The 20,116-nt window shown below is 61.5% G+C and carries 21 protein-coding genes and 1 tRNA gene; 9 read left to right on the top strand and 13 right to left on the bottom strand.

What is annotated here, in order from left to right:
* Positions 1-22: 22 nt before the first annotated feature.
* From BB347_RS09970 to BB347_RS09980, 3 genes are all read right to left on the bottom strand, one after another.
* The gene (locus BB347_RS09970) at positions 23-352 is read right to left on the bottom strand and encodes a hypothetical protein (protein WP_076581066.1); all 330 of its coding nucleotides are present in this window, start codon (positions 350-352) and stop codon (positions 23-25) included.
* Between the two features lie 132 nt (positions 353-484).
* The gene (locus BB347_RS09975; RefSeq protein WP_076581068.1) at positions 485-904 is read right to left on the bottom strand and encodes a universal stress protein; all 420 of its coding nucleotides are present in this window, start codon (positions 902-904) and stop codon (positions 485-487) included.
* 44 nt (positions 905-948) lie between these two features.
* Positions 949-1,134, bottom strand: a complete 186-nt coding sequence (locus BB347_RS09980; RefSeq protein ID WP_076581070.1) for a hypothetical protein — start codon at positions 1,132-1,134, stop codon at positions 949-951.
* Positions 1,135-1,271: 137 nt separating this feature from the next.
* On the opposite strand from BB347_RS09980, the gene BB347_RS09985 reads away from it, so the two are divergent.
* From BB347_RS09985 to BB347_RS10015, 7 genes are all read left to right on the top strand, one after another.
* A complete protein-coding gene (locus BB347_RS09985; RefSeq protein WP_076581071.1) occupies positions 1,272-2,126 on the top strand; it encodes a hypothetical protein in 855 nt (284 codons plus the stop codon).
* Positions 2,123-2,695, top strand: a complete 573-nt coding sequence (locus BB347_RS09990) for a hypothetical protein (RefSeq protein WP_076581072.1) — start codon at positions 2,123-2,125, stop codon at positions 2,693-2,695. The genes BB347_RS09985 and BB347_RS09990 overlap by 4 nt, the downstream gene beginning before the upstream one ends.
* A 125-nt stretch (positions 2,696-2,820) precedes the next feature.
* The gene (gene pdhA / locus BB347_RS09995) at positions 2,821-3,948 is read left to right on the top strand and encodes a pyruvate dehydrogenase (acetyl-transferring) E1 component subunit alpha (protein ID WP_076581700.1); all 1,128 of its coding nucleotides are present in this window, start codon (positions 2,821-2,823) and stop codon (positions 3,946-3,948) included.
* A 77-nt stretch (positions 3,949-4,025) separates the two neighbouring features.
* Positions 4,026-4,541: a hypothetical protein gene (locus BB347_RS10000; protein WP_076581073.1), complete on the top strand. Its 516-nt coding sequence runs from the start codon at positions 4,026-4,028 to the stop codon at positions 4,539-4,541.
* Between the two features lie 245 nt (positions 4,542-4,786).
* Positions 4,787-5,050 (top strand): hypothetical protein, encoded by a 264-nt coding sequence (locus BB347_RS10005; protein WP_076581075.1) that lies wholly within the window; start codon positions 4,787-4,789, stop codon positions 5,048-5,050.
* On the top strand, positions 5,034-6,419 hold the full coding sequence (locus BB347_RS10010; protein WP_076581076.1) for an APC family permease: 1,386 nt from the start codon (positions 5,034-5,036) through the stop codon (positions 6,417-6,419). The genes BB347_RS10005 and BB347_RS10010 overlap by 17 nt, the downstream gene beginning before the upstream one ends.
* A 167-nt stretch (positions 6,420-6,586) precedes the next feature.
* Positions 6,587-7,522 carry a ferritin family protein gene (locus BB347_RS10015; protein ID WP_076581078.1) on the top strand — a complete coding sequence of 312 codons (936 nt, stop codon included), beginning with the start codon at positions 6,587-6,589 and terminating at the stop codon, positions 7,520-7,522.
* A 42-nt stretch (positions 7,523-7,564) separates the two neighbouring features.
* On the opposite strand, the gene BB347_RS10020 is transcribed toward BB347_RS10015, so the two are convergent.
* A complete protein-coding gene (locus tag BB347_RS10020; protein ID WP_236995939.1) occupies positions 7,565-8,329 on the bottom strand; it encodes a DUF6517 family protein in 765 nt (254 codons plus the stop codon).
* 384 nt (positions 8,330-8,713) lie between these two features.
* On the opposite strand from BB347_RS10020, the gene BB347_RS10025 reads away from it, so the two are divergent.
* Positions 8,714-10,357, top strand: a complete 1,644-nt coding sequence (locus BB347_RS10025) for a long-chain fatty acid--CoA ligase (RefSeq protein WP_076581080.1) — start codon at positions 8,714-8,716, stop codon at positions 10,355-10,357.
* Positions 10,358-10,487: 130 nt separating this feature from the next.
* Here BB347_RS10025 and BB347_RS10030 read toward each other — a convergent pair whose 3' ends face one another.
* Positions 10,488-11,453, bottom strand: coding sequence for a TIGR03885 family FMN-dependent LLM class oxidoreductase (locus tag BB347_RS10030; protein WP_076581082.1), 966 nt, complete (start codon positions 11,451-11,453; stop codon positions 10,488-10,490).
* 421 nt (positions 11,454-11,874) lie between these two features.
* Positions 11,875-13,230: a glutamine synthetase family protein gene (locus tag BB347_RS10035; protein WP_076581084.1), complete on the bottom strand. Its 1,356-nt coding sequence runs from the start codon at positions 13,228-13,230 to the stop codon at positions 11,875-11,877.
* A 125-nt stretch (positions 13,231-13,355) separates the two neighbouring features.
* On the opposite strand from BB347_RS10035, the gene lrp reads away from it, so the two are divergent.
* Positions 13,356-13,817: an HTH-type transcriptional regulator Lrp gene (gene lrp, locus BB347_RS10040; RefSeq protein WP_076581086.1), complete on the top strand. Its 462-nt coding sequence runs from the start codon at positions 13,356-13,358 to the stop codon at positions 13,815-13,817.
* A gap of 146 nt (positions 13,818-13,963) precedes the next feature.
* Here the strand turns inward: lrp and BB347_RS19305 are convergent, their stop codons facing one another.
* The 7 genes from BB347_RS19305 to ilvA all read right to left on the bottom strand — a co-directional run bounded on the left by BB347_RS19305 (position 13,964) and on the right by ilvA (position 19,912).
* Entirely contained in the window at positions 13,964-14,104 is a 141-nt protein-coding gene (locus tag BB347_RS19305) for a hypothetical protein (RefSeq protein ID WP_168170944.1), read from the bottom strand.
* A 381-nt stretch (positions 14,105-14,485) separates the two neighbouring features.
* Positions 14,486-16,147, bottom strand: a complete 1,662-nt coding sequence (gene thsB / locus BB347_RS10045) for a thermosome subunit beta (RefSeq protein ID WP_076581703.1) — start codon at positions 16,145-16,147, stop codon at positions 14,486-14,488.
* Positions 16,148-16,392: 245 nt separating this feature from the next.
* Positions 16,393-17,157, bottom strand: a complete 765-nt coding sequence (locus tag BB347_RS10050; protein WP_076581705.1) for an SOS response-associated peptidase — start codon at positions 17,155-17,157, stop codon at positions 16,393-16,395.
* 674 nt (positions 17,158-17,831) lie between these two features.
* Positions 17,832-17,912, bottom strand: a tRNA-Ser gene (locus BB347_RS10055).
* 27 nt (positions 17,913-17,939) lie between these two features.
* On the bottom strand, positions 17,940-18,197 hold the full coding sequence (locus BB347_RS19610) for a hypothetical protein (RefSeq protein WP_076581707.1): 258 nt from the start codon (positions 18,195-18,197) through the stop codon (positions 17,940-17,942).
* A gap of 31 nt (positions 18,198-18,228) precedes the next feature.
* The gene (locus BB347_RS10065) at positions 18,229-18,609 is read right to left on the bottom strand and encodes a Rid family detoxifying hydrolase (protein WP_076581088.1); all 381 of its coding nucleotides are present in this window, start codon (positions 18,607-18,609) and stop codon (positions 18,229-18,231) included.
* Positions 18,610-18,700: 91 nt separating this feature from the next.
* Positions 18,701-19,912, bottom strand: coding sequence for a threonine ammonia-lyase (ilvA, locus tag BB347_RS10070; protein WP_076581090.1), 1,212 nt, complete (start codon positions 19,910-19,912; stop codon positions 18,701-18,703).
* Between the last annotated feature and the right edge of the window lie 204 nt (positions 19,913-20,116).

Raw genomic sequence — 20,116 nt, forward strand, 5'->3', positions numbered from 1 at the left:
CGCCTCGAGGGTGTCGGGACGGTCACGATCCGCCGCCCCGAAACAGTCGAATCACCGCGGCGATGGGGCGGACCACGTACAACGCTGCGTCGGCGATGACCAGGTCCCGTTCGTGGCGACGGTCGTAGATGTACAGCGCAAGCGCGAGTACGATCGGGAAGATCACCACGACGGCCGCACTGATCGCGGGATCGACCCACTCGAGCACCGCCGGTCTGAGCCAGGAAACGCCGAATACGACCAGAATCATCACCGCGGCGGTAATCCCGACCGCGTAGGCTACTCGGGTCGACTCGAGCACGACGCTCCGGCGGGGATAGCCGAAGATCCGGTCGGTCTCTCTCCGTCCCATCGATCCTTGTTTCCCACGACGGGACCAATCGACGTAGTTCTAGCGGCGCGCTGGGCGTACTCGAGGGTTGGTACCGACCGTTTGTGGTGTCGTTCCCACCCGGAGAAGTAGCGCGAAGAGTTCCCGAGAGCCCTATCCGCCGCCAGTCACGACGACCGGTCGGTCGGTGTTCAAGATCACCGACTGGGTGACGCTGCCGAAGACGGCCTTTCCGACGGGAGAGCGTTTGCGGCCGCCGAGAACGATGGCGTCGACGTCGTACTCCTGGGCCGTCTCGAGGATATCGCCGTCTTCGACGGTACCGCTTTTCTCGAGGATGGTGACGTCGACACCGGTGTCCTCGAGGTGGGTGTTCGCCCGTCGAACGGATCCGATCCGGGACGCGGATTTGTACTGCTCGAACTCCTGTGGCAAGTCCGCACTCTCCTCGTCGAAGATGAAGAGGACGTAGGCCTCGACGATTTCGTCTGCGTCGGGCAGTGAGGCGACGTACGATGCCTGTTCGAGCGCTCGATCTTCGTTCGTGTCGACGGGGACGAGAACGCGGTGCATAGCGAAGCATTCACACAGCGAGCTAATAAAACCGACTTCAGTTGTCACGTCGCTGGAAGTGCGAGCGTCTCGTTCCTCGTCGTCGCGAAGGCCGCGGCGTTGAATCTCGCCGCTCGATGGACGTCGAACGAGTCGGTCTCGAGGGCGTTCGAGCCGTCGTACTGGCGCACGACGGTCTCGACAGACGCCGGGATTTCGGGGCCAGCACGTCGCGTGTTTCGACACGTCACACGCTGATCGTTCGGCCGTGGGTCGCTACCACCCTCAGTGTAAATACAGCTTGATCGAGCGACACAACAGTCAGAATTGGTGCAACAGTGGGAAGTCACTGAACAACTATCCACAGAAGACGTGATCGTTCGGTCTGATGATCCCTCACTCGAGACGAAACGTACTCAGAGCAGTCGGCGCCAGCGGCCTCGGTCTCGCCGGCGTCGCCGGAACCGCGAGTGCAACCTGCCAACCCGAACCTTCGGGACAACGCTACGAGGTACAAGTGTTCGTCACCGACGCGCTCTACGAGCACTGCGCTCAACAGTACGGCGACGGATTCCGCGCGAGAGACCGGGCCGAGACCTGGATCGAAGGTGCCTTCGATCAGGTCAACCAGGAGGTCACGGTTCTCTCGACCGACGAAGTGATCCCCGCACCGGCCGAGATTATCCGCGGTTCGGAGACGGTGTGCGTGCAAAACCCGTGTGGCTCGACGACGACGTGTTACCCGTCGGTGCTCCAGTGGTGGCGAGACTACGCGTGTCAACTCGAGTCGCCGCTGGCGGCCGATTCGAACGTGTTGCTCACGGCGGCGTTGAGCGCCGCTGGAAATCGACTGTTGAGCGGCGGTCGGGCCTACCGCGGCGGCAACATGGCGGTCGCGTACACCGGTCGAGCGGCGGCGGACGCCGGTACGACGTACAGCGAGACCGTCTCCGCACCGAACACGGGCGCAAACGGCATGCACACGGTGCTTCACGAACTGGGTCACACCCTCCAGATGACGAACGGCGAGGCGGGGGCCGCACACGGGAACGACGGCTACGACGTGCACAACGTCGGCGGCGCGACGACCGCCTCGGGCGGGTTCGTTCCGACGACGGCGGTCAGTCCGCTCGCCGATCCGACCGCATCGACGAGCGAGTGTGGCTGTGGAGTCGGCGACCGCGACGCGTTCTTGATGCGCTGGACCGGTTGTAGCATCTCCTACTGGGGTGACGCACGATGAATCCAAATCCGATCGAACTCGAGGTGTTCAACAACACCGCTCACCCGCGTACGGTGACGGTGTTACTGACACCCTACGACGAGGACGACTCCGTCGTCGACGAACGAACGGTTCGCGTTCCACGGATGCCCGAACCCCTGCAAAATGGGTCGGTCAACGGAAGCGTTCCTCGGGACCAGCTCCCGAATCACCGCGTGATTCGCCTCGAGTCCGGCGAGAACGAGTCGCTCACCTGTCGCGTCGACGTGCCACTCGAGGACGGAACGGAGTCGCGTTCCGCATCGGTCTCAATCACGGTCGACCAAGAACCCGACGAGGCGACGACCGTCGTGTCGATCGAGGCGGAAGACAACGGCCTCGAGGCTGACGAAACCGACGGGGAGAACGTCGATATCGACCGTGGCAATCACGGGGGCGCTGAACCGGGGCGTGGCCGTTCGAAAGGCGACGGAAATCCCGGCAGGAATCGATCGAAACGGTCCACACGGACGGAAGCAAACGACGGCCGAAGCGACGACGAGGTCGTACTCGTGCTCGAGCGACTCGTCTACTGCGATACGGCGGCGTAAACGCCCTCTGCGGGCCTTTCGCCTCGGGTCGACACAAAGACGCACCCGAGACACCCTCGAGACGCACCCGAGACGCGGACGAACCGACGGGTACCGTTATGGTCTCCGACCACCACGGTCGAGGTATGTCACAGGACGTCCTCGAGAGCGGGCTCTTCGAGCGAGCCCCTGACGACCCGATTCGGGTGCTCGACAGCGACGGCGAAGTCGTCTCGGCCGCTCTCGAGCCGGATCTCGACGTCGAAACGTTGCTCTGGATGTACCGGGATATGCGATTCTCCCGTCGATTCGACGAACGGATGATCAGTTTGCAGCGACAGGGGCGACTCGGAACGTACGCCTCGCTCGCCGGGCAGGAAGGCTCCCAGATCGGCTCGACGTACGCGCTCGCGGACGACGATCTGCTGTCCTACCAGTACCGAGAACACGGCGCGGTTATCGCTCGAGAGCTCCCCTGGGAGTACCTGCTCTACTGGATGGGCCACGAGGACGGCAACGCGGCGCTCGCCGAACTGGACGTCTTCCCGCTCAACATCTCCATCGGCGGGCACCTCCCACACGCCGTCGGCTGGTCGTGGGCGGCGAAGCGAAACGACGACGAGCGCGTGAGCGTCGTCCACTTCGGCGACGGCTCGACCTCGGAAGGCGATTTCCACGAGGCGATGAACTTCGCGGGCGTCTTCGACACGCCGACCGTCTTCTTCTGTAACAACAACCAGTGGGCGATTTCGGTCCCGCGAGGGGCACAAACAGCCAGCGCGACGCTGGCCCAGAAGGCTGACGCCTACGGCTTCGCTGGCGTCCAGGTCGACGGCATGGACCCCCTCGCGAGTTACGTCGTCACGGCGGCCGCTCGAGAAAAGGCGCTCGAACCCGGCGACGAGCAGTTACGCCCGACGCTGATCGAAGCGATCCAGTATCGATACGGCGCGCACACGACCGCCGACGACCCGTCGGCCTACCGCGACGACGACGAGGTCGAACAGTGGCGCGAGCGCGATCCAATCGACCGGTTCGAAGCCTACCTGCGCAATCGAGACCTGCTCACCGACGATCGGATCGAATCGATCGACGAGGAGATCGAAACGACGCTCGAGGACCTCCTCGAGCAGGCCGAAGGAGCCCACGCGGATCCTCGAGAGCTATTCGAGTACACCTACGAGACGCCCACGCCGCGACTCGAGGAACAGCGGGCCGAACTCGAGCGGCTTCGAGAGACGCACGGCGACGAGGAGTTACTCGAGGACGAGTAACGCTCGAGTCCCCCGGATAAAGTCGACACTGAGACAGGGAAACGACTACCCCCGATTCGTGTGCATCCACGCATACGATGGAACTCGAGCAGTCGGCACGTGAGCCGACGCAGTCGGGACAGGCTCGTTGGGAGGGGACGGTTCCCAGCGCGATCGATGCGCGAATTCTCGGACTCGTGGTAGTGACCGCGGGAGTAGCCGCGTCCGTGAACATTCCCGCTGGCGGCGTGGTGGTTGCCCTCGCAGCCTTCGCGTTGCTCGCGAGTGCGGGCGTCGTCGTTCACCTCCTCGGCGAGCGGAAACTGCGTCGAATTACGGACGAACTCGTCGAGCGCTGGGTCGCCGCTGGCGGCGAGATTACCGACGTGACGCGAACGTCGGCTGGGATGCGGACGGAGTGGACAATCGAGACGCCCGACGGCGAGGTAACCGTCGGCGGAATCGCACTGGTTCCGGTCGCGCAATTTTTCGTCGAGTGGCAGGGCGTCGGCGACTCGATGGCCGCCAGCGAAGCGGAGGAAAATATCGACGCGCTGGCTGAGAGTCTCTACGAGGAACTCTTCGAGATTGGCTCGGCACCCCAGCGATCGTAATCGGCGAACGGGGCAGTCATCTATCTTCGTACGGCCCAATCATCTATCTTCGTACGACTTAACCATCTATCTTCGTACGGCCCAATCATCTATCTTCGTACGACTTAACCATCTATCTTCGAACGACCGTTTCGGCGACGGAGGCCGTCGTTTTCGAGTCCGAACGCGGACTCGAGTCGGACGTGCGGAGAACTCATGTCAAATCGTCCGAAAGGTATTTGGCCCATATCATGGTGAGTCATGACATGGCAATTGGCCGATACCGCGACGTCCCCGCCGAGATGGACGAAATCGAGCGCGAAGTCGCCGCAGCGCAGTACCCCGAAGGCGGCCTCGTCGTCGGGCTCGGCATCGGCATCGTGCTCCCCTTGGCACTCGCCGAGATCCTCCTCTTGTTCGCGCCGCTCGCGGGAGGGATGCTCGGCTTCGCACTCGGGCGTCGGCTCAGAGACTACAAGATACGCCGCCGGCTGGCAAAACGCCGCCTCGAGCATGAGCGACACCACTGACAGCGAGTCGACGACGCTCTCCTCGAGCATCGGGCTGGTGGGCGTGCTCGCGTTGCTCGTCGGAAACGCGATCGCCGTTCCGATCTTCGTGTTACCGGGTCCACTGGCCGGAACGTCGGGGCCCTCGCTCGTGTTAGCTATCGTGCTGGCGGCGATTCCGGCGAGTTTCGTCGTGTTGTACAACGCGTTGCTCGGCTCAGCGATGCCCGTCGCTGGGGGACTGTACGTCTATATTTCGCGGCTGACAGCGCCCTACTGGGGGTTTCTGGTTCCGTTTACGATCCCGCTCGTGGCGTGGGCGTCACTTTTGATCACGGCGACGGGGTTCGCCGAGTACACGCGCATCTTCTTCGACGTGCCGTCGTTGTTGCTCATTTACGTCTTGCTCGGATTCGTACTCGTCATCAACCTCATCGGACTCAGGATGGTCGCACAGGTACAGATCCTGTTTTTCCTCGGACTCGTCGTCACCCTGCTCGTCTTCATCGTCCCGGGGCTAGGGTCCGTCGAGACGGCCAACTACACGCCGTTTTTCCCCGATTACGGCGCGTTCGCGCTCGCCGTCGTCGCCCTATTCTACCCGTTTCTGGGCTTTGGCTTGCTCATCGAACTCGGCGAGGAGATCGAAGATCCCGGCCGGACGATTCCCCTCGTCCTTGGATTCGGAATCGGGATCGTCGCGCTGTTCTACGTGGCGCTCATCGCGGTTCTCGTCGGCGTCGTTCCGTACACGAATCTCGGCAGCGAAGCCGACCTCGCACTCGCCGCCGCGACGTTCCTCCCCTGGTGGGGCGAGTACGTCGTCGCTACCGGCGCAATCTTCGCGGTCGTGACCACGGTGAACACGACGCTGCTCGTTTTCTCGAGAACGCTCATGCGAGCGAGTCGTGATGGCGTGTTTCCCGAGTTCCTCGCGACGATCCACCCGCGTTTCGAGACGCCTCACTACGCGATTTTGGTCCTCGGGCTCCCGCCGTTCGTGCTCGTGCCCCTCGCCGGCGAAATCGTCGGCCTGTCGACGTTCATCGGCCTCGCTAGTCTCACCGCGTACTTCTTCTGTGCGATCGGCCTCTGGAACCTCCCTCGAGAGTTCCCCGAGCACTACGCGAACGCCCCGTTCCGACTCCGTCGGTACCGGGGCCTCCTGTTCGCCGTCGTCGGCGGCGGGGTCGTTACGGGCGCGTTCTGGCTCGTCACGCTCTTTCAGCAACCCGTCGTCGGCGTCGTCCTGATCGGCTGGTTCATCCTCGCGTACTGCTACTACCGCTATCGGCTCCGGAGTAGCGATCGAGCGGCGGTCTACCGGACGATGACGACGCTCGACGTCCACGAACGAGTCGATACGTCGGGAGAGCACGGTGACGATTGAACAAGGGATTCCGTGCGTCAGAACGAAGCCAAAGGGGAAGTCGAGTTACTGGAAAGCAACGAGAGCAAACGACTCAGCAACTGGTATCGGAATCCGACAACGGCGCCACGGTTCCTATCAGTTGATAGTGTACTCACAGTTAAGGGACGGGGCAAGGATGTTGTACTATGCCAACAAAGTACACACCGACCGAGATGATGAACCGGGAGTCCCGGTCTAATCGCTACTATCGAAACGCAGTCGAACGCCACTGGGATCCCGGTGAAATCGACCTCGAGCGAGACGTTGAGCGCCTCCTCGAGTACATCGAGGGAGCGGAGAACTACGACGAACAGTCGTGGGATCGGACGCTCAACGGCATCGCGAAGTTCGGCGCGGGCGAGGACGCCGTCACAGAGGACCTCGCGCCGCTGGCGACGGTACTCGAGGATATCGACGACCAGCTGTTCTTGACGACCCAACTTTACGAGGAGGCCAAACACGCGGACTTCTTCGATCGCTACTGGCGCGAAGTCGTCTGGGCGGTCGAGGACGAACTCGGCTGGGAGCGATCGAATCCGCGCGATGACAAGTGGTTCAACGAGCCCTACGTCGAACTCTTCGACCGAAACAAGAAGGCCCAGTATCGCCTGCTCGAGGACGACACTCCCGAAAACCGCGCGAAAGCGTACTGTCACTACCACCTGACGGTCGAGGGGATCCTCGCTCAGACGGGGTACTACGGTATGCAAACCTCCTACGGCGGCGAGTTCGAGGAGTTACCGCACCTGCCGGGGCTCGTCGAGGGCTTCACGAAGATTAGAAGCGACGAGGGTCGACACGTCGGCTTCGGCATGAACCAGCTGAAGACGCTCATCAAATCGGAGGGTGTCGAACCGACGTTGATCGAGAACACCGTCAACGAACTCCTCCCGCTCGTCCAGGGAATCACCGAGGACAACCGGTACCAGCCCGACGAGGACGAAGAGCGCGTCGGTCTCCAAGACGGCGAACTGGCCGCCTACGCCGTCGACAAGCACACCGACCGAATGCAACAGATCACCGACGCCGCGGCCGATATTCCGGACGTCGACGAACTGGTTCGACTCGAGGGCGACGATTGACCGGACGGACACCTCGATACACGGGGTGGAATTTTCTGCGCGTTAGATCTCGATGGCGTCAGCATCTTCGTCGTCTTCCTGGTCATCGCCATCTGACTCGTCGTCCGATTCAGCATCATCATCATCGACACCATCACCGTTGCCACCATCACCATCCATCTCGTCGACGTCTTCGATGACACCTTCGATCAGCGAGCGGACGTTTGCTTCTTCCTCTGCTTGCACGTACTCCGGATAGACACCGATCGCGATCAACAGATCGTCGTTGCTTTCGACGGCCTCAGTGACGTGTAGATAGACGTCGAGGTCGGTGCCGTCGAACGTCGCTTCTGCACTGAATCGAGATTGAGTCGTATCTTGCTCGAGCAGGGAGACGTCGTCGTCTTCTTCGTGAGTGATGTTGCTGATGTCGTCGTAATTGTCTTCGACCAGTTCGACCAGTTCTTCGGTATTCATCTCTCCAACGGGGTTGAATTCCTGCCCGGCGACGCTTACCTGCGGCGTCGTCAAGAGCAAGAACACGGCACCCCGCTGGCGACCTGCTGGCCCCATATCGACCGTCTTCTCGTGCTCCGTGAGGTGGTTCAACACGGTAACGCTCTCCTCGTACAACAGGAGATCAACCCCCTCGTCGATGGGGATTTCTTCGACTTCGGTTTGCTCGTACCCCGTGTCGTCGCGGATAGCCCGTTCGACGCCAGCAGGGGACGAGGCATGTTCGTCGAGTCCGGCTAACCCTAAACAGCCGGAGAGACCGACGAGCCCTGCCGTTCCAGCACCAGCAAGGACGGTTCTTCTGTTCATCATGTTCAGAATTTCTTTTAGGTTTACTTTAGTTTATAGGTTCGGTATCGTAGACACTCCGAGCCGAACGACCGTCAGACGACTCACAACTCGTTTTCATACGCCCAGCCGGTTGATCCGTCGGACGATTCGCGTCCACAACGCATGTATGCAACCGCAACACCCATACGAGAATGCGACGGATACCCACACTTTCAGAGTACGGGTCGGTCGAGTGGGTTTCGAGGTTGACAAGGCTTCCGTACCCGACGTGACACTCGAAACAGCGATTACCGTCTGACGGTCAGATACAGCGTATTTCAGGAGATACATCCACTCGAGTCCGTTCTCACCGGGGTTCGTCGGTCCAAACGTTCAAATCCCTGTCCGTCAATATTTGCCACAGCCATGATGGGTGTTCAGTTAACACTTGACAAGATACTCGAGCGAGCGGTCGACCTCTTTCCCGAGCGGGAACTGGTGACGAAACTGCCGGACGGGAGCACGCACCGCTACACCTACGGCGACGCGTACGAGCGGATCTGTCAGCTCGCTCACGCGCTCGACGAGATGGGACTCGAGGAGGGAGCACGCGTCGGGGTGGTCGCGACGAACCACTATCGCCACTTCGAACTCTACTTCGGGCCTGCGTGCTCGGCGCGGTCGATTCACATGTGCAACATGCGACTGCCCGACCACCACTTCGTCCACACGATCGAAGACGCCGAGGACGAGGTGATCTTCGTCGATCCGGCGCTCGTCGAGAAAGTCGAGGCGAACGCGGACGAACTCGAGACGGTCAAACAGTACGTAATCCTCTGTGAGGAGGACGAGCTGCCCGAAACCGACCTCGAACCGGTGGTCGCCTACGAGTCGCTGCTCGCCGGCCACCCGACGGAGTACGAGTGGCCCGACATCGACGAGGATCGCGAGTACGGCATGTGTCACACCTCGGGGACGACGGGGCTCCCGAAGGGCGTCCCCTACACTCACCGGGCGATGTACCTCCACAGCATCATGTGCGGGCACGTCGACGCCAACCAGGTGAGCGAGGGTGACGTCGCCCTGCCGGTCGTGCCGATGTTCCACGCCAACGGCTGGGGAATCCCATACGCCGCGACGTTCGCCGGCGCGAAACAGGTGTTCCCGTCCGTCCACACCGACCCCGAGTCGCTCGCGCACCTGATCGACGATGAGGAGGTCACCGTCTCGGCGGCCGTCCCGACCATCTGGCTCGAGATGGCGAACTACCTCGACGAGAACCCGGACGTCGACATCTCCAACATCGACCGCCTTACTGTCGGGGGCTCCGCGCCGCCGGAATCACTCATCCGCAAGTACGACGAGGAGTACGACGCGCCGATCATCCAAGGCTGGGGGATGACCGAAACGTCGCCACTCGGCACACTCAGCACGCTCCGAACGGAAGTCGAAGCGCTCTCACCGGAAGAACAGTACGAGTACCGGACGATGGCGGGCTTCCCCGTGCCGGGGATGCAGGTCCGTATCATCGACGACGACGGCGAGGAAGTCCCCCGAGACGGTGAGACGATGGGCGAACTCGAGGTTCGCAGCCCCTGGGTGACCGATCACTACCACAACCGGCCGGAGGAAAACGAGCAGGCGTTCACCGACGACGGCTACCTCAGAACCGGCGACATCGCCGTACGCGACGAACTGGGCTACGTCGACGTCGTCGACCGCGACAAGGACGTGATTAAATCGGGCGGCGAGTGGATCTCGTCGGTCCAACTCGAGAACGACCTCATCGCCCACGAGGATGTCGCCGAGGCGACGGTCGTCGGCGTCGAACACGAACGCTGGCAGGAACGGCCCCTCGCGATCGTCGTTCCGACGGCTGACGCGGATCTCGTGGCGGACGACCTCGCGGACCACCTCGGGGAGACGTTCCCGGACTGGTGGCTGCCGGACGCCTACGAGTTCATCGACGAAATCCCGAAGACCTCAACCGGGAAGTTCGACAAGAAACGCCTCCGTGACCGCTTCGATATAGTGCTCGAGGCAACCGACGAGGAGGAAGCGGAACTGTAAGACGTTCGACGGAGGCCGCGATACAGGCCATCACTACGACCGGCTACAGTGAGTTCGTGCTCGAAAAGGCGAGTGAGTACGGTACCGACGCGTTCCGAACGCAGGCGAGCACACGCAACGAACTCTCGAGTTACGTGAGTTCGGGAAGTACTCTCTCTCCGAAATCCTCGATGAAGCGCGATTGCGATCGAGCGACGTTGTGCAGGTAGATTCCGTCGACATCGAGCGCGCGATCGCGCTCGAGCCACTCGATGTGGTCCTCGAGATCGCTCGAAACGCGAACGTTCGCTTCGACCTCCTCGCGGGTGATCGACTCGCCGAGTTCGTCGTACTCCTCCGGTGTTCGAAGCTCCTGCGTGACGGCCCCCGGAACGCAGTTCGTCCGCCACTGATCGTACGCGCCCTCGAGTGCCGCCTCGTTGTCCTTGTCGTAGGACAGTTGCACCTTGAGAAAGACCGATTTGTCGGGCGCGTGCTCGCGGAAGGCCTCGACGCGGTTTTCGACGCCCTCGTGATCCGGCGTCGCGATGGTGATCAGGCCGTCGACCCACTCACACGTTCCGAGCCAGCGAGCTGTCTCTTCGGAGAGGGCCGCACCGATCACTGGCGGCGGCGTCTCCGGGCGGGAGTACAGTTTCGCTCGTTCGACCGTAACCTGACCGTCGTGGGTCAGTTCTTCGCCGTCCCAGAGTCGTCGCATGATCCGTGCGGATTCCTCGAGACGGGCGTTACGATCGTCTTTGATCGGCCAGTCGGTGCCCGTAATCCCCTCGTTGAGCAACTGGCCGCTACCCACGGCGAGCCAAAATCGCTCGGGATACGTTTCCCGAAGCGTCGCCGCCGCCTGCGCGATGATCGCCGGGTGATACCGGTACCCCGGCGCGTTGACGGTCCCGAACGTCATCGACGTTCGCTCGAGTGCCGACCCGAGCCAGGACCAGACGAAGCCGGACTCGCCTTGACGCTCGCTCCAGGGATGGAAGTGGTCCGAGGCGAGTGCAGCCTCGAAGCCGTGTTCGTCGGCCTGTTCGACGTACTCGAGCAGCGTCGAGGGTGAAAACTGTTCGTGGGAGGCGTGGTATCCGATGAAACTCATAACTGGGGTGAGCGTCGTGGCGACCGGCCGCCTGCCGGTGAGTGACGGACGACAGTTCCAGACCGAGACACTTCGACGCTCGCCCGGAACGTGTAAGCAGCGCCACGATTCAGCCGTTCGTCGATCGGTCCGTTTCAGACTCGGCTCCGGCGGAATCGACGCGAGGACACCGTTTCTGGGCACTCGTCGGCATTCTCGACGACTCGATACGTTGCTAGCGCCGACTCGTCGTCACTCGGGTCCCTCGGCGGGACGTATTCACTCCAGGAAGGAGCCACACAGAAACGCGATGTCGTGTCTAATCAGTCGGTATTCGAGACCCACGAACAATCGGTGACGAAGGAGCCAAGAACCAATCAAAAGCCCAATCAGCAAGAAAACCCACCCAGTCGAGAATCGTCGAGAGCGACAGTATCGGCACTCAGAACGTCTCGAGGTAGCGATCGAGTTCCCACTCGGAGACGTCGATGAGGTACTCTTCGAACTCCTGGCGCTTGGCTTCGACGAACTTCTCGCCGATGTGCTCGCCGAGTGCGTCGAACATCGCGTCGTCTTCCTCTAAGGCGTCGACCGCCTCGCCGAGGTTCGCCGGCAGCGTGTCGATGCCGTACTCCTCTCGTTTTTGCTCGTCGAACTCGTAGATGTTCTCTCGAACCGGATCTGGACACTCGAGGTCCTGTTCGATGCCGTCGAGACCCGCGTGGATCATGACAGCGATGGCGAGATAGGGGTTACACGAGGGGTCGGGCGAGCGCAGTTCGACGCGGGAGGCTGCAGGGACGCGGGCAGCCGGTTTACGGATCAGCGACGAACGGTTGCGGTCGGACCAGGCCACGTAGACGGGTGCCTCGTAGCCGGGCACGAGTCGCTTGTAGCTGTTGACCGTCGGGTTCGCGACCGCCGTAATTGCGGGTGCATGCTCGAGGACTCCGGCGGTGAAGGCGCGGGCTTCCTCGCTGAGGTTGAACTCGTCGTCCTCGTCGTGGAAGGCGTTCTCGCCGTCCTCGGTGAACAACGAGATGTGCGTGTGCATGCCCGACCCGTTAATCTCCGGAATCGGCTTTGGCATGAACGTCGCGTGATAGTCGTGTTGGGCGGCGATGGCCCGAACGACGGTGCGGAAGGTGGCGACGTTGTCGGCCGTGGTGAGCGCGTCGTCGTACTCGAAGTTGATCTCGTGTTGACCTTCGGCGACTTCGTGGTGGCTCGCTTCCACTTCGAAGCCCATGTTCTCGAGGCCGTAGATGATGTCACGTCGGACGTCGCTCGCGAGGTCTTTCGGTGCGAGGTCGAAGTACCCGCCTGCGTCGTTGGTCGTCGTCGTCGCACGGCCCTCTTCGTCCTCCTCGAAGAGGAAGAATTCGGGCTCTGGGGCGGCGTTGACTTCGTAGCCCATCTCGTGAGCACGGTCGAGTGCGTTCCTGAGCACGCGACGCGGGTCGCCCTCGAATGGCTCGCCCGAGGTCGTGTTGTAGACGTCACAGATCATTCGGGCGGACGCACCATCCTCACGGTTTCGCCACGGGAGAATCGCAAACGTGTTCGGGTCCGGAACCAGACGCATGTCCGATTCCTGGATGCGAACGAACCCTTCGATCGACGAGCCGTCGAAGTAAATACCTTCGGCGAACGCTTTTTCGGCCTGTCGGGCTGGCACTGAGACGTTTTTTACAGTGCCAAGAATATCGGTAAATTGCAGTCGCAGGAAGTCGATATCGTTCTCCTCAATGTCGTCGAGTACGGCCTGTTCGGCCTCAGTGATGTTTCCGCTTGTCATCTTCTCGTCGTCCTACCCAAGTAACTCTGCTACTAAAACCCTACTGCTCCAAGCAAATCTTCTCTCTCCCCTCTGGAATTGTATATTCGTAAAGTTCTAAAGGGTCGAGTGAGAGGGTAGATGTGATGACGTACGAAAATCTCGATGCAAAACTAGTGAATGCACTCTTGGGTGACGGTCGCGCGAGCCTCCGTAGCCTCGCCGAAGAGCTCGACGTCTCTGTCACCACGGTTTCGAATCATCTCTCGGATCTCGAGGAGGATGGCGTAATCGAGGGCTATACACCGCGTGTCGATTACGACGCGGTCGGATACGACGTCACCGCCGTTATTCAGCTTCAGGTCGAAGGGAACGCGCTCCCGGACATCACCGAAACGCTTCGCGATCACCGTCAGATGACCAGCGTCTACGAAGTGACCGGCGACTACGACGTGATCGCCATCGGCAAGTTCAAAGACACCGACGGGATGAACGATCAGATCAAGGCGTTGCTCACTGATCCAGATATCAAAGCATCGAACACGAGCGTCGTCCTCAACGCTGTCAGCGAAAACGAGCAGTTCGAACTCGACGTTACCGATACCTAATCGACCGGCAACAGATCGAAGGGCGGTTTTACCGTACGTTCCGACCACGGAGCGACTGCCACTCGAAAACTTCGGCCTCGAGTCCGTTTTCGATACGACACGTCGATCAATCGCGAGCGTTCGAATAGTGACGAGAGAACTCGACGCTACCGAAGATACAAGATTAGGAGGCCGAGTGCGAGAAGCATGAGTCCCCACCACAGCGAATCACCGGGCAGAACGATCAGGATGAGCGTGACGATACCGGACGAAAACAACGACCAGCCAATGGTAGTTTGATACGCCATAGGCGGCGTACACGAGCGAGTACGAACAACCATCGGCTTGCAACGCAAGTACGGTGTGACATCAAGCAGATTCGGGAGGACTCGAGTCAGTGAACGGTTGCTCGAGCGGTCGTAATCGCTATGCTGTTATCGGCGAGTGAGCGTTCGGCAAACCCCAATCACTGCTGTTCGCCGAGCGCTTCGGCCTAGGCCGACGACTGAAGTGGAGTGCGCAGCGCTACGAGCCGCTACGATCAAGCGAACGGCGCAGCCGTAAACTGAGAACGTTCCGCGTCTCCTAACGGAAGAAAGAAGCTTTTGCACTGAATTTTGCTCGCGGGTCACTGTGTTCCCCGCTCGCTCTCAGCGATTCTCGTTCATCGCGGTCGCTCCGAATCGCTCCTACATCATGCCGCCCATGCCGCCGCCCATGCCGCCCATGCCACCGCCGGGTGCGCCTTCTTCGTCGCCACCCTTGTCGGTGGAGAGGTCGCCGGCGGAGATGATGTCGTCGATTTTGAGCACGAGGTTGGCCGCTTCGGACGCGGAGGTAACGGCCTGCTCTTTGGCGTGTGCCGGCTCGACGACGCCTGCTTCGTACGTATCCTCGATATCGCTCGAGAAGACGTTCAATCCGGCCTGTACGTCGCCGTCGTCGTGTGCTGCGCGCAGGTCGACGAGCGTGTCGATGGAGTCGAGGCCGGCGTTCTCGGCGAGCACGCGGGGGACGAGTTCGAGCGAGTCCGCGAAGGCCTCGACGGCGAGTTGCTCACGACCGGAGACGGAGTCGGCGAAGTCGCGCAGTCGGGACGCCAGTTCGACTTCGGTTGCACCGCCGCCTGCGAGCACGCGGCCGTCGGAGACCGTCTGTGCGACGACGTCGAGGGCGTCGGTGACGCCGCGCTCGAGTTCGTCGACGACGTGGTCGGTCGAGCCACGAAGGAGGAGGGTCACGCCGTGGGCGTCCTCGCCTTCGACGTAGAACAGTTCGTCTTCCTCGTCACGGGTAACGTCACCGTAGCCGAGGTCGTCCTCGCTCGCGCTCGAGAGGTCGGAGACGATGCTCGCGCCGACGACTTCCGAGAGGAACTCGAGGTCGCTCTTCTTGGCGCGGCGGATGGCGAGGATGCCCTCCTTCGCGAGGTAGTGCTGTGCGAGGTCGTCGATCCCCTTCTGACAGAAGACGATGTCTGCGTCGAGGTCGACGATCTGCTGGACCTTCTCCTTGAGCTGTTTCTCCTCGCGGTCGAGGAACTGCTGGAGTTGGTCGGGGTCGGTGACGGAGACTTCCGTGTCGACGTCAGCCTCCTCGACCTCGATGGACTGGTTGAGCAACAGGACGTCGGCGTCCGTCGCCTCAGTCGGCATGTTGTCGTGGACGGGGTCCTTGTCGACGATGCCGCCCTCGAGGAGGTCAGATTCGCCGGTTGCGCGGCCGGTCTGGGTCTCGATGTTGAGGAACTCGAGGTCGACGACGTTGTCGCCATCCTCGGTTTCGACGGTAACCTGACTGACGGCGTCGACGATGAGTTGGGCGAGGTGTTCCTTGTTGACCTCGGTGCCCTTGCCGGTCATCGACGTTTCGGCGGTCTTCCGGATGAGTTCCTCGTCCGTCGTGTCGATGTCGGTCGCGATATCGTCTACTTCCTCGCGAGCCTGCTCTGCGGCCATGTGGAAGCCTTTGATGATCGCCGTCGGATGGATGTCCTGTTCGAGGAGATCCTCCGCGTTCTTGAGGAGTTCGCCGGCGATTGCGACGGCGGTCGTGGTCCCGTCACCAGCCTCATCCTCCTGCGTTTCGGCGACCTCGATAATCATCTCGGCCGTCGGGTTGTCGATGTCCATCTCCTGGAGGATGGTGACGCCGTCGTTGGTGATCGTTACCGATCCCATCGAGTCGACGAGCATCTTGTCCATCCCTTTCGGACCGAGTGTCGAGCGGACGGCCTCGGCGACTGCACGGGCCGCGCTGATGTTGTAATCCTGCGCGTCTTTGTCCTTGACACGCTGGGAATCTTCGCTCATCACGATCATCGGCTGTCCCTGCTGCATTCGCTGGCTCATAGTCAGCTGATTCATTGATTGCCCTTCTATATATATTCTTCGCTATTCGATATTGACACATGATAACATACGAAAGACGGTATTGCCGAAGAACCCCCGTAACGGACGCCGACCACCGCCATCACGTGCTCAGTGAAACCAGTTCACAGAACCCGTCACGAAACGGGATTACCCCGCACATTTAAATACGAGTTAGATTGCGGTCACACCGGAACGACCAGCGCGACACGGAGACGCCCCCGACGTCAGGACTCGAGCGGTTCGACTAAGGAACGGTCGTCGACTGTCGGGTTGTTGACCGCCGTGGAAACGGGATACGCGCGCATGTCGGCTGCGGAAATCGGCTCGAGAAGATTCGACGGATCGTCGGCCGTCAGCCACTCCCGTTCGGCCGCTGGCTCGAGAATAACGGCCATTCGATGGTGAAGGTCCTCGACGACCGCGTTCGGCTCCGTCGTGATGATAGTAAAGGTCTCGAGTGAACCATCGTCGTCCTCGTCGGTTTCGACACCGCCACCGAAGCTGTCGAGGCCCGCCTGCGTCGTCTCGTCGTCCGGTTCCCAGCGCGTCCAGAGACCCGCCAGCGCGAACACCCGATCGTCCTCGAAACAGACCCTGTAGGGCTGTTTTCCGTCGTCGGTCTCGACCCACTCGTAGAAGCCATCCGCGGGAACCAGACACCGACCCGCCGACGGCAAGTCGTGTTCGCCGTCGCGTTGCTCCGAAGCGCTTGGGCGGCGTTCGTACGCGTCTCGAAAACTCGGCTTTTCGGCGACGGTTTCCGCACGCGCGTTGATGAGTCCGTCGCTGTCGTCGTCGGCCCACGAGGGAATCAGCCCCCACTCGAGTCGCCGAATCGTCTCGGGTGCGTCGTTCGTGATCACTGGGAGCTGTTGGCCCGGTGCCATGTTATATCGCGGACTGAACCCGCCACTCGAGTCCACAAACCGCGCGTCGAATCGGTCCTCGAGTTCAGTTTGTTCGACGAATAGCGTGTAGCGCCCGCACATACCCGAGTCTTCGCTCGCGACGCGTATAGCGTTGTTCGCTTCTAACGCCTGCCCCTCGGGACGATCCGTTGCATCGCGCACAACTCGGCTGGTATCGGCCCCGTACCACCTCGGACCACATCGGTAGGACCCGTGTTACGATACCCGGCCGCACCGGACATCTCGACGAGACTCCCATGACGGATCGATACGAACTCCTGGTGTGTCAAGACGGCCAACTCGAGATCCGCGACCCCGACGATCCCCGTCGCTGGATCACGACCGATTCGCCCATCGAGATCAGACGGTGATCGGTCGGTCACCGTCCGTCGACCGCAGCGTCATTCGATTGCTGTGAGTCGGTCGGTGAAATCGTCACGCTCGAGCCTGCTCGACGCCGTTCGGTGAGGCCGCAGTACTCTCGAGTGTGTACGACGGAGAAGACGCCGTGACTGGGAGTTGAACGACGCGAAACCGTTCGCGCACGTTCGTGGTTGTGACTCGAGAGTGTGAAATTACAGAAACGCCAGGACTGGGATTTGAACTACGTGAAGACGTTCCGGGCGTGCGGCCTCACTGCGTTCGGCCGTTCCGGGGCTGCGACTTCTCCTATTCAAATCCTGCTTTGTGGCGTTTCGCGATTTCGAATAACTCGCGTCGCGATGCGCCGCTCGTCGGTATTGAAATCGCGAAAACGCCAGGACAGGGATTTGAACCCTGAATCCCAAAGGGAACACGCTTTCCAGGCGTGCGCCTTACCGTTCGGCCATCCTGGCTCGAGTGAACGTAACCACGTCCGTCGTTTAACTCTTACTTTTACTGTCGCCGTCGTGTGATTGGGGATCATCCGACACGCGGCCGGCCATCCACGCGAGGAGTCGGTGCTCGAGCGCGTACGCACCGACTGCTGTCACCGCACCGACGCACGTCGCGACGAACACCCCCTGCGTGATCGACACCAGTGGCTCGACGACGAGGGCGTACCCTTGCACGAGCGTCAGAAACGCCGAGAAGCCGACGGCTCCCCACAGGAGCGCCGACAGTACACGCGAGCGATCGATTGGAGTGTTTGGAGCGAACACGCTCGAGCGCCTACTCGAGCGTCGCCACGGCTTCGATCTCGACGCCGACGCCCTTCGGGAGGGCCGCGACCTCGAGTGCGCTTCGTGCGGGTGGCTCGTCGTCGAAGTAGTCGGCGTAGGTCTCGTTCATCGCCCCGAAATCGTCGATATCGTCGAGGAAGACGGTGACCTTGAGGACGTCCTCGGCCGTCGCGCCGTCGGCCTCGAGCACCGACGTGAGGTTGTCCAGCGCCTGCTCGGTCTGGGCTTCGATCGGTTCGTCCGCGAGGAGTTCACCGTCGGTCGTCAGGGGAATCTGGCCGGCGGTGAACAGGAGCGAACCGTCGGTGGTCGCCTGGCTGTACGCGCCGACCGCAGCGGGTGCGTCGTCGGTCTCGATGACACGTTTCATACACGACGTATATGGTCGAGTACGCTTAAATCGGTCCGTCGTCTCGAACGGCGTCGAAAAGAACACAAAGTGAGACTCGCGAGCGATCCAGTTAGGCCAGAATGTCCACGGCGTATCCCGCTTCCCGCAGATCCGAGAGAAACGCGTCGACGTGATCTGGCCCGCGCATCTCGAGTTCGATCTCGACTTCTGTATCGCTCATCTCGACCTCGCGGGACGTACGGTCGTGATGAATCGCGTAGATATTCGCTCGATGTGCGGTGAAGATGTCGAGCAGGTCCTCGAGCGCGCCGGGGCGGTCTTTGAGCACCGTCCGAATCTTCAGATACCGACCCGTCTCGACGAGGCCGCGGACTACAACGTTCGTCAACTGGTTGAGGTCAATATTGCCCCCCGAGAGGACGGGCACGATCGTCTCGTCCGCCTCGTACTCGAAGGATTCGAAGAGCGTCGCCGCCAGCGGAACCGCCCCTGCACCCTCGACGAGCGTCTTCGAGCGCTCGAGGAGGTAAACGAGCGTGACGGCGATTTCCGAATCCGAGACCGTGACGACCTCGTCGACGTACTCCTGTATGTACGGAAACGTGTGTTCGCCGACGCGCCGCGTTGCGATTCCGTCCGCGATGGTGTCGACGCCATCGAGGGAGATTCGCTCGCCCTTCTCGAGTGACGACGCGGCGCTCGAGGCTCCTTCGGCTTGCACCCCGACGACGCGAGTCTCGGGGCGGCGTTCTTTGATCGCCGTCGCAATTCCGCTGATGAGGCCGCCGCCACCGATCGGGACGACGACCGTCTCCACGTCGGGACAGTCCTCGAGGATCTCGAGACCGATGGTGCCCTGACCTGCCATGATGTCTTCGTCGTCGAAGGCGTGAACGTACGTCCGGCCTTCCTCGCGTTCGATCTCGTGTGCGCGGTCGGCGGCTTCGTTGTAGTCGCACCCGGAGAGGACGACCTCCGCGCCGTAGTTCTTCGTCGCCTTCACCTTCGAAATCGGCGCGTGCTCGGGCATGACAATCTTCGAGTCCACGCCGGAACGCGTCGCCGCGAGTGCGACACCCTGGGCGTGATTCCCCGCGCTCGCGGTGACGACGCCGGCGTCCTTTTCCGCCCTCGAGAGCGTCGCGATCCGGTTCGTCGCGCCGCGGATTTTGAACGCGCCGGTTCGCTGAAAGTTCTCGAGTTTCAGTCGAACGTCGGCATCGGTCATCGACGAATACGTGTGTGAGTGCTCGAGCGGGGTGTGTCTGGACGTTTCGCGGACCCGTTCGCGTGCCTCGAGAATATCGGCGAGTGTGAGCATACACCTGACTACTCGGGACGTAGTGTAAGACTGTCGGGGATCGGCCGGTCGGTCGTCCCAGCCCCGGCCCCGACAGAATTGTGTTGCCAAAGGCAACACGACAGGGAATACAGGAAATGCACGGCGTGTGACGTGCAGATGAAGAAGGGAACGCGGTGCATATAAAGCTCATGGCTCCACGGTGAAAGTGAAAACGCCAGACTG

It is taken from the genome of Natronorubrum daqingense (genome assembly GCF_001971705.1).
GTDB classification, from domain to species: Archaea; Halobacteriota; Halobacteria; order Halobacteriales; family Natrialbaceae; genus Natronorubrum; species Natronorubrum daqingense.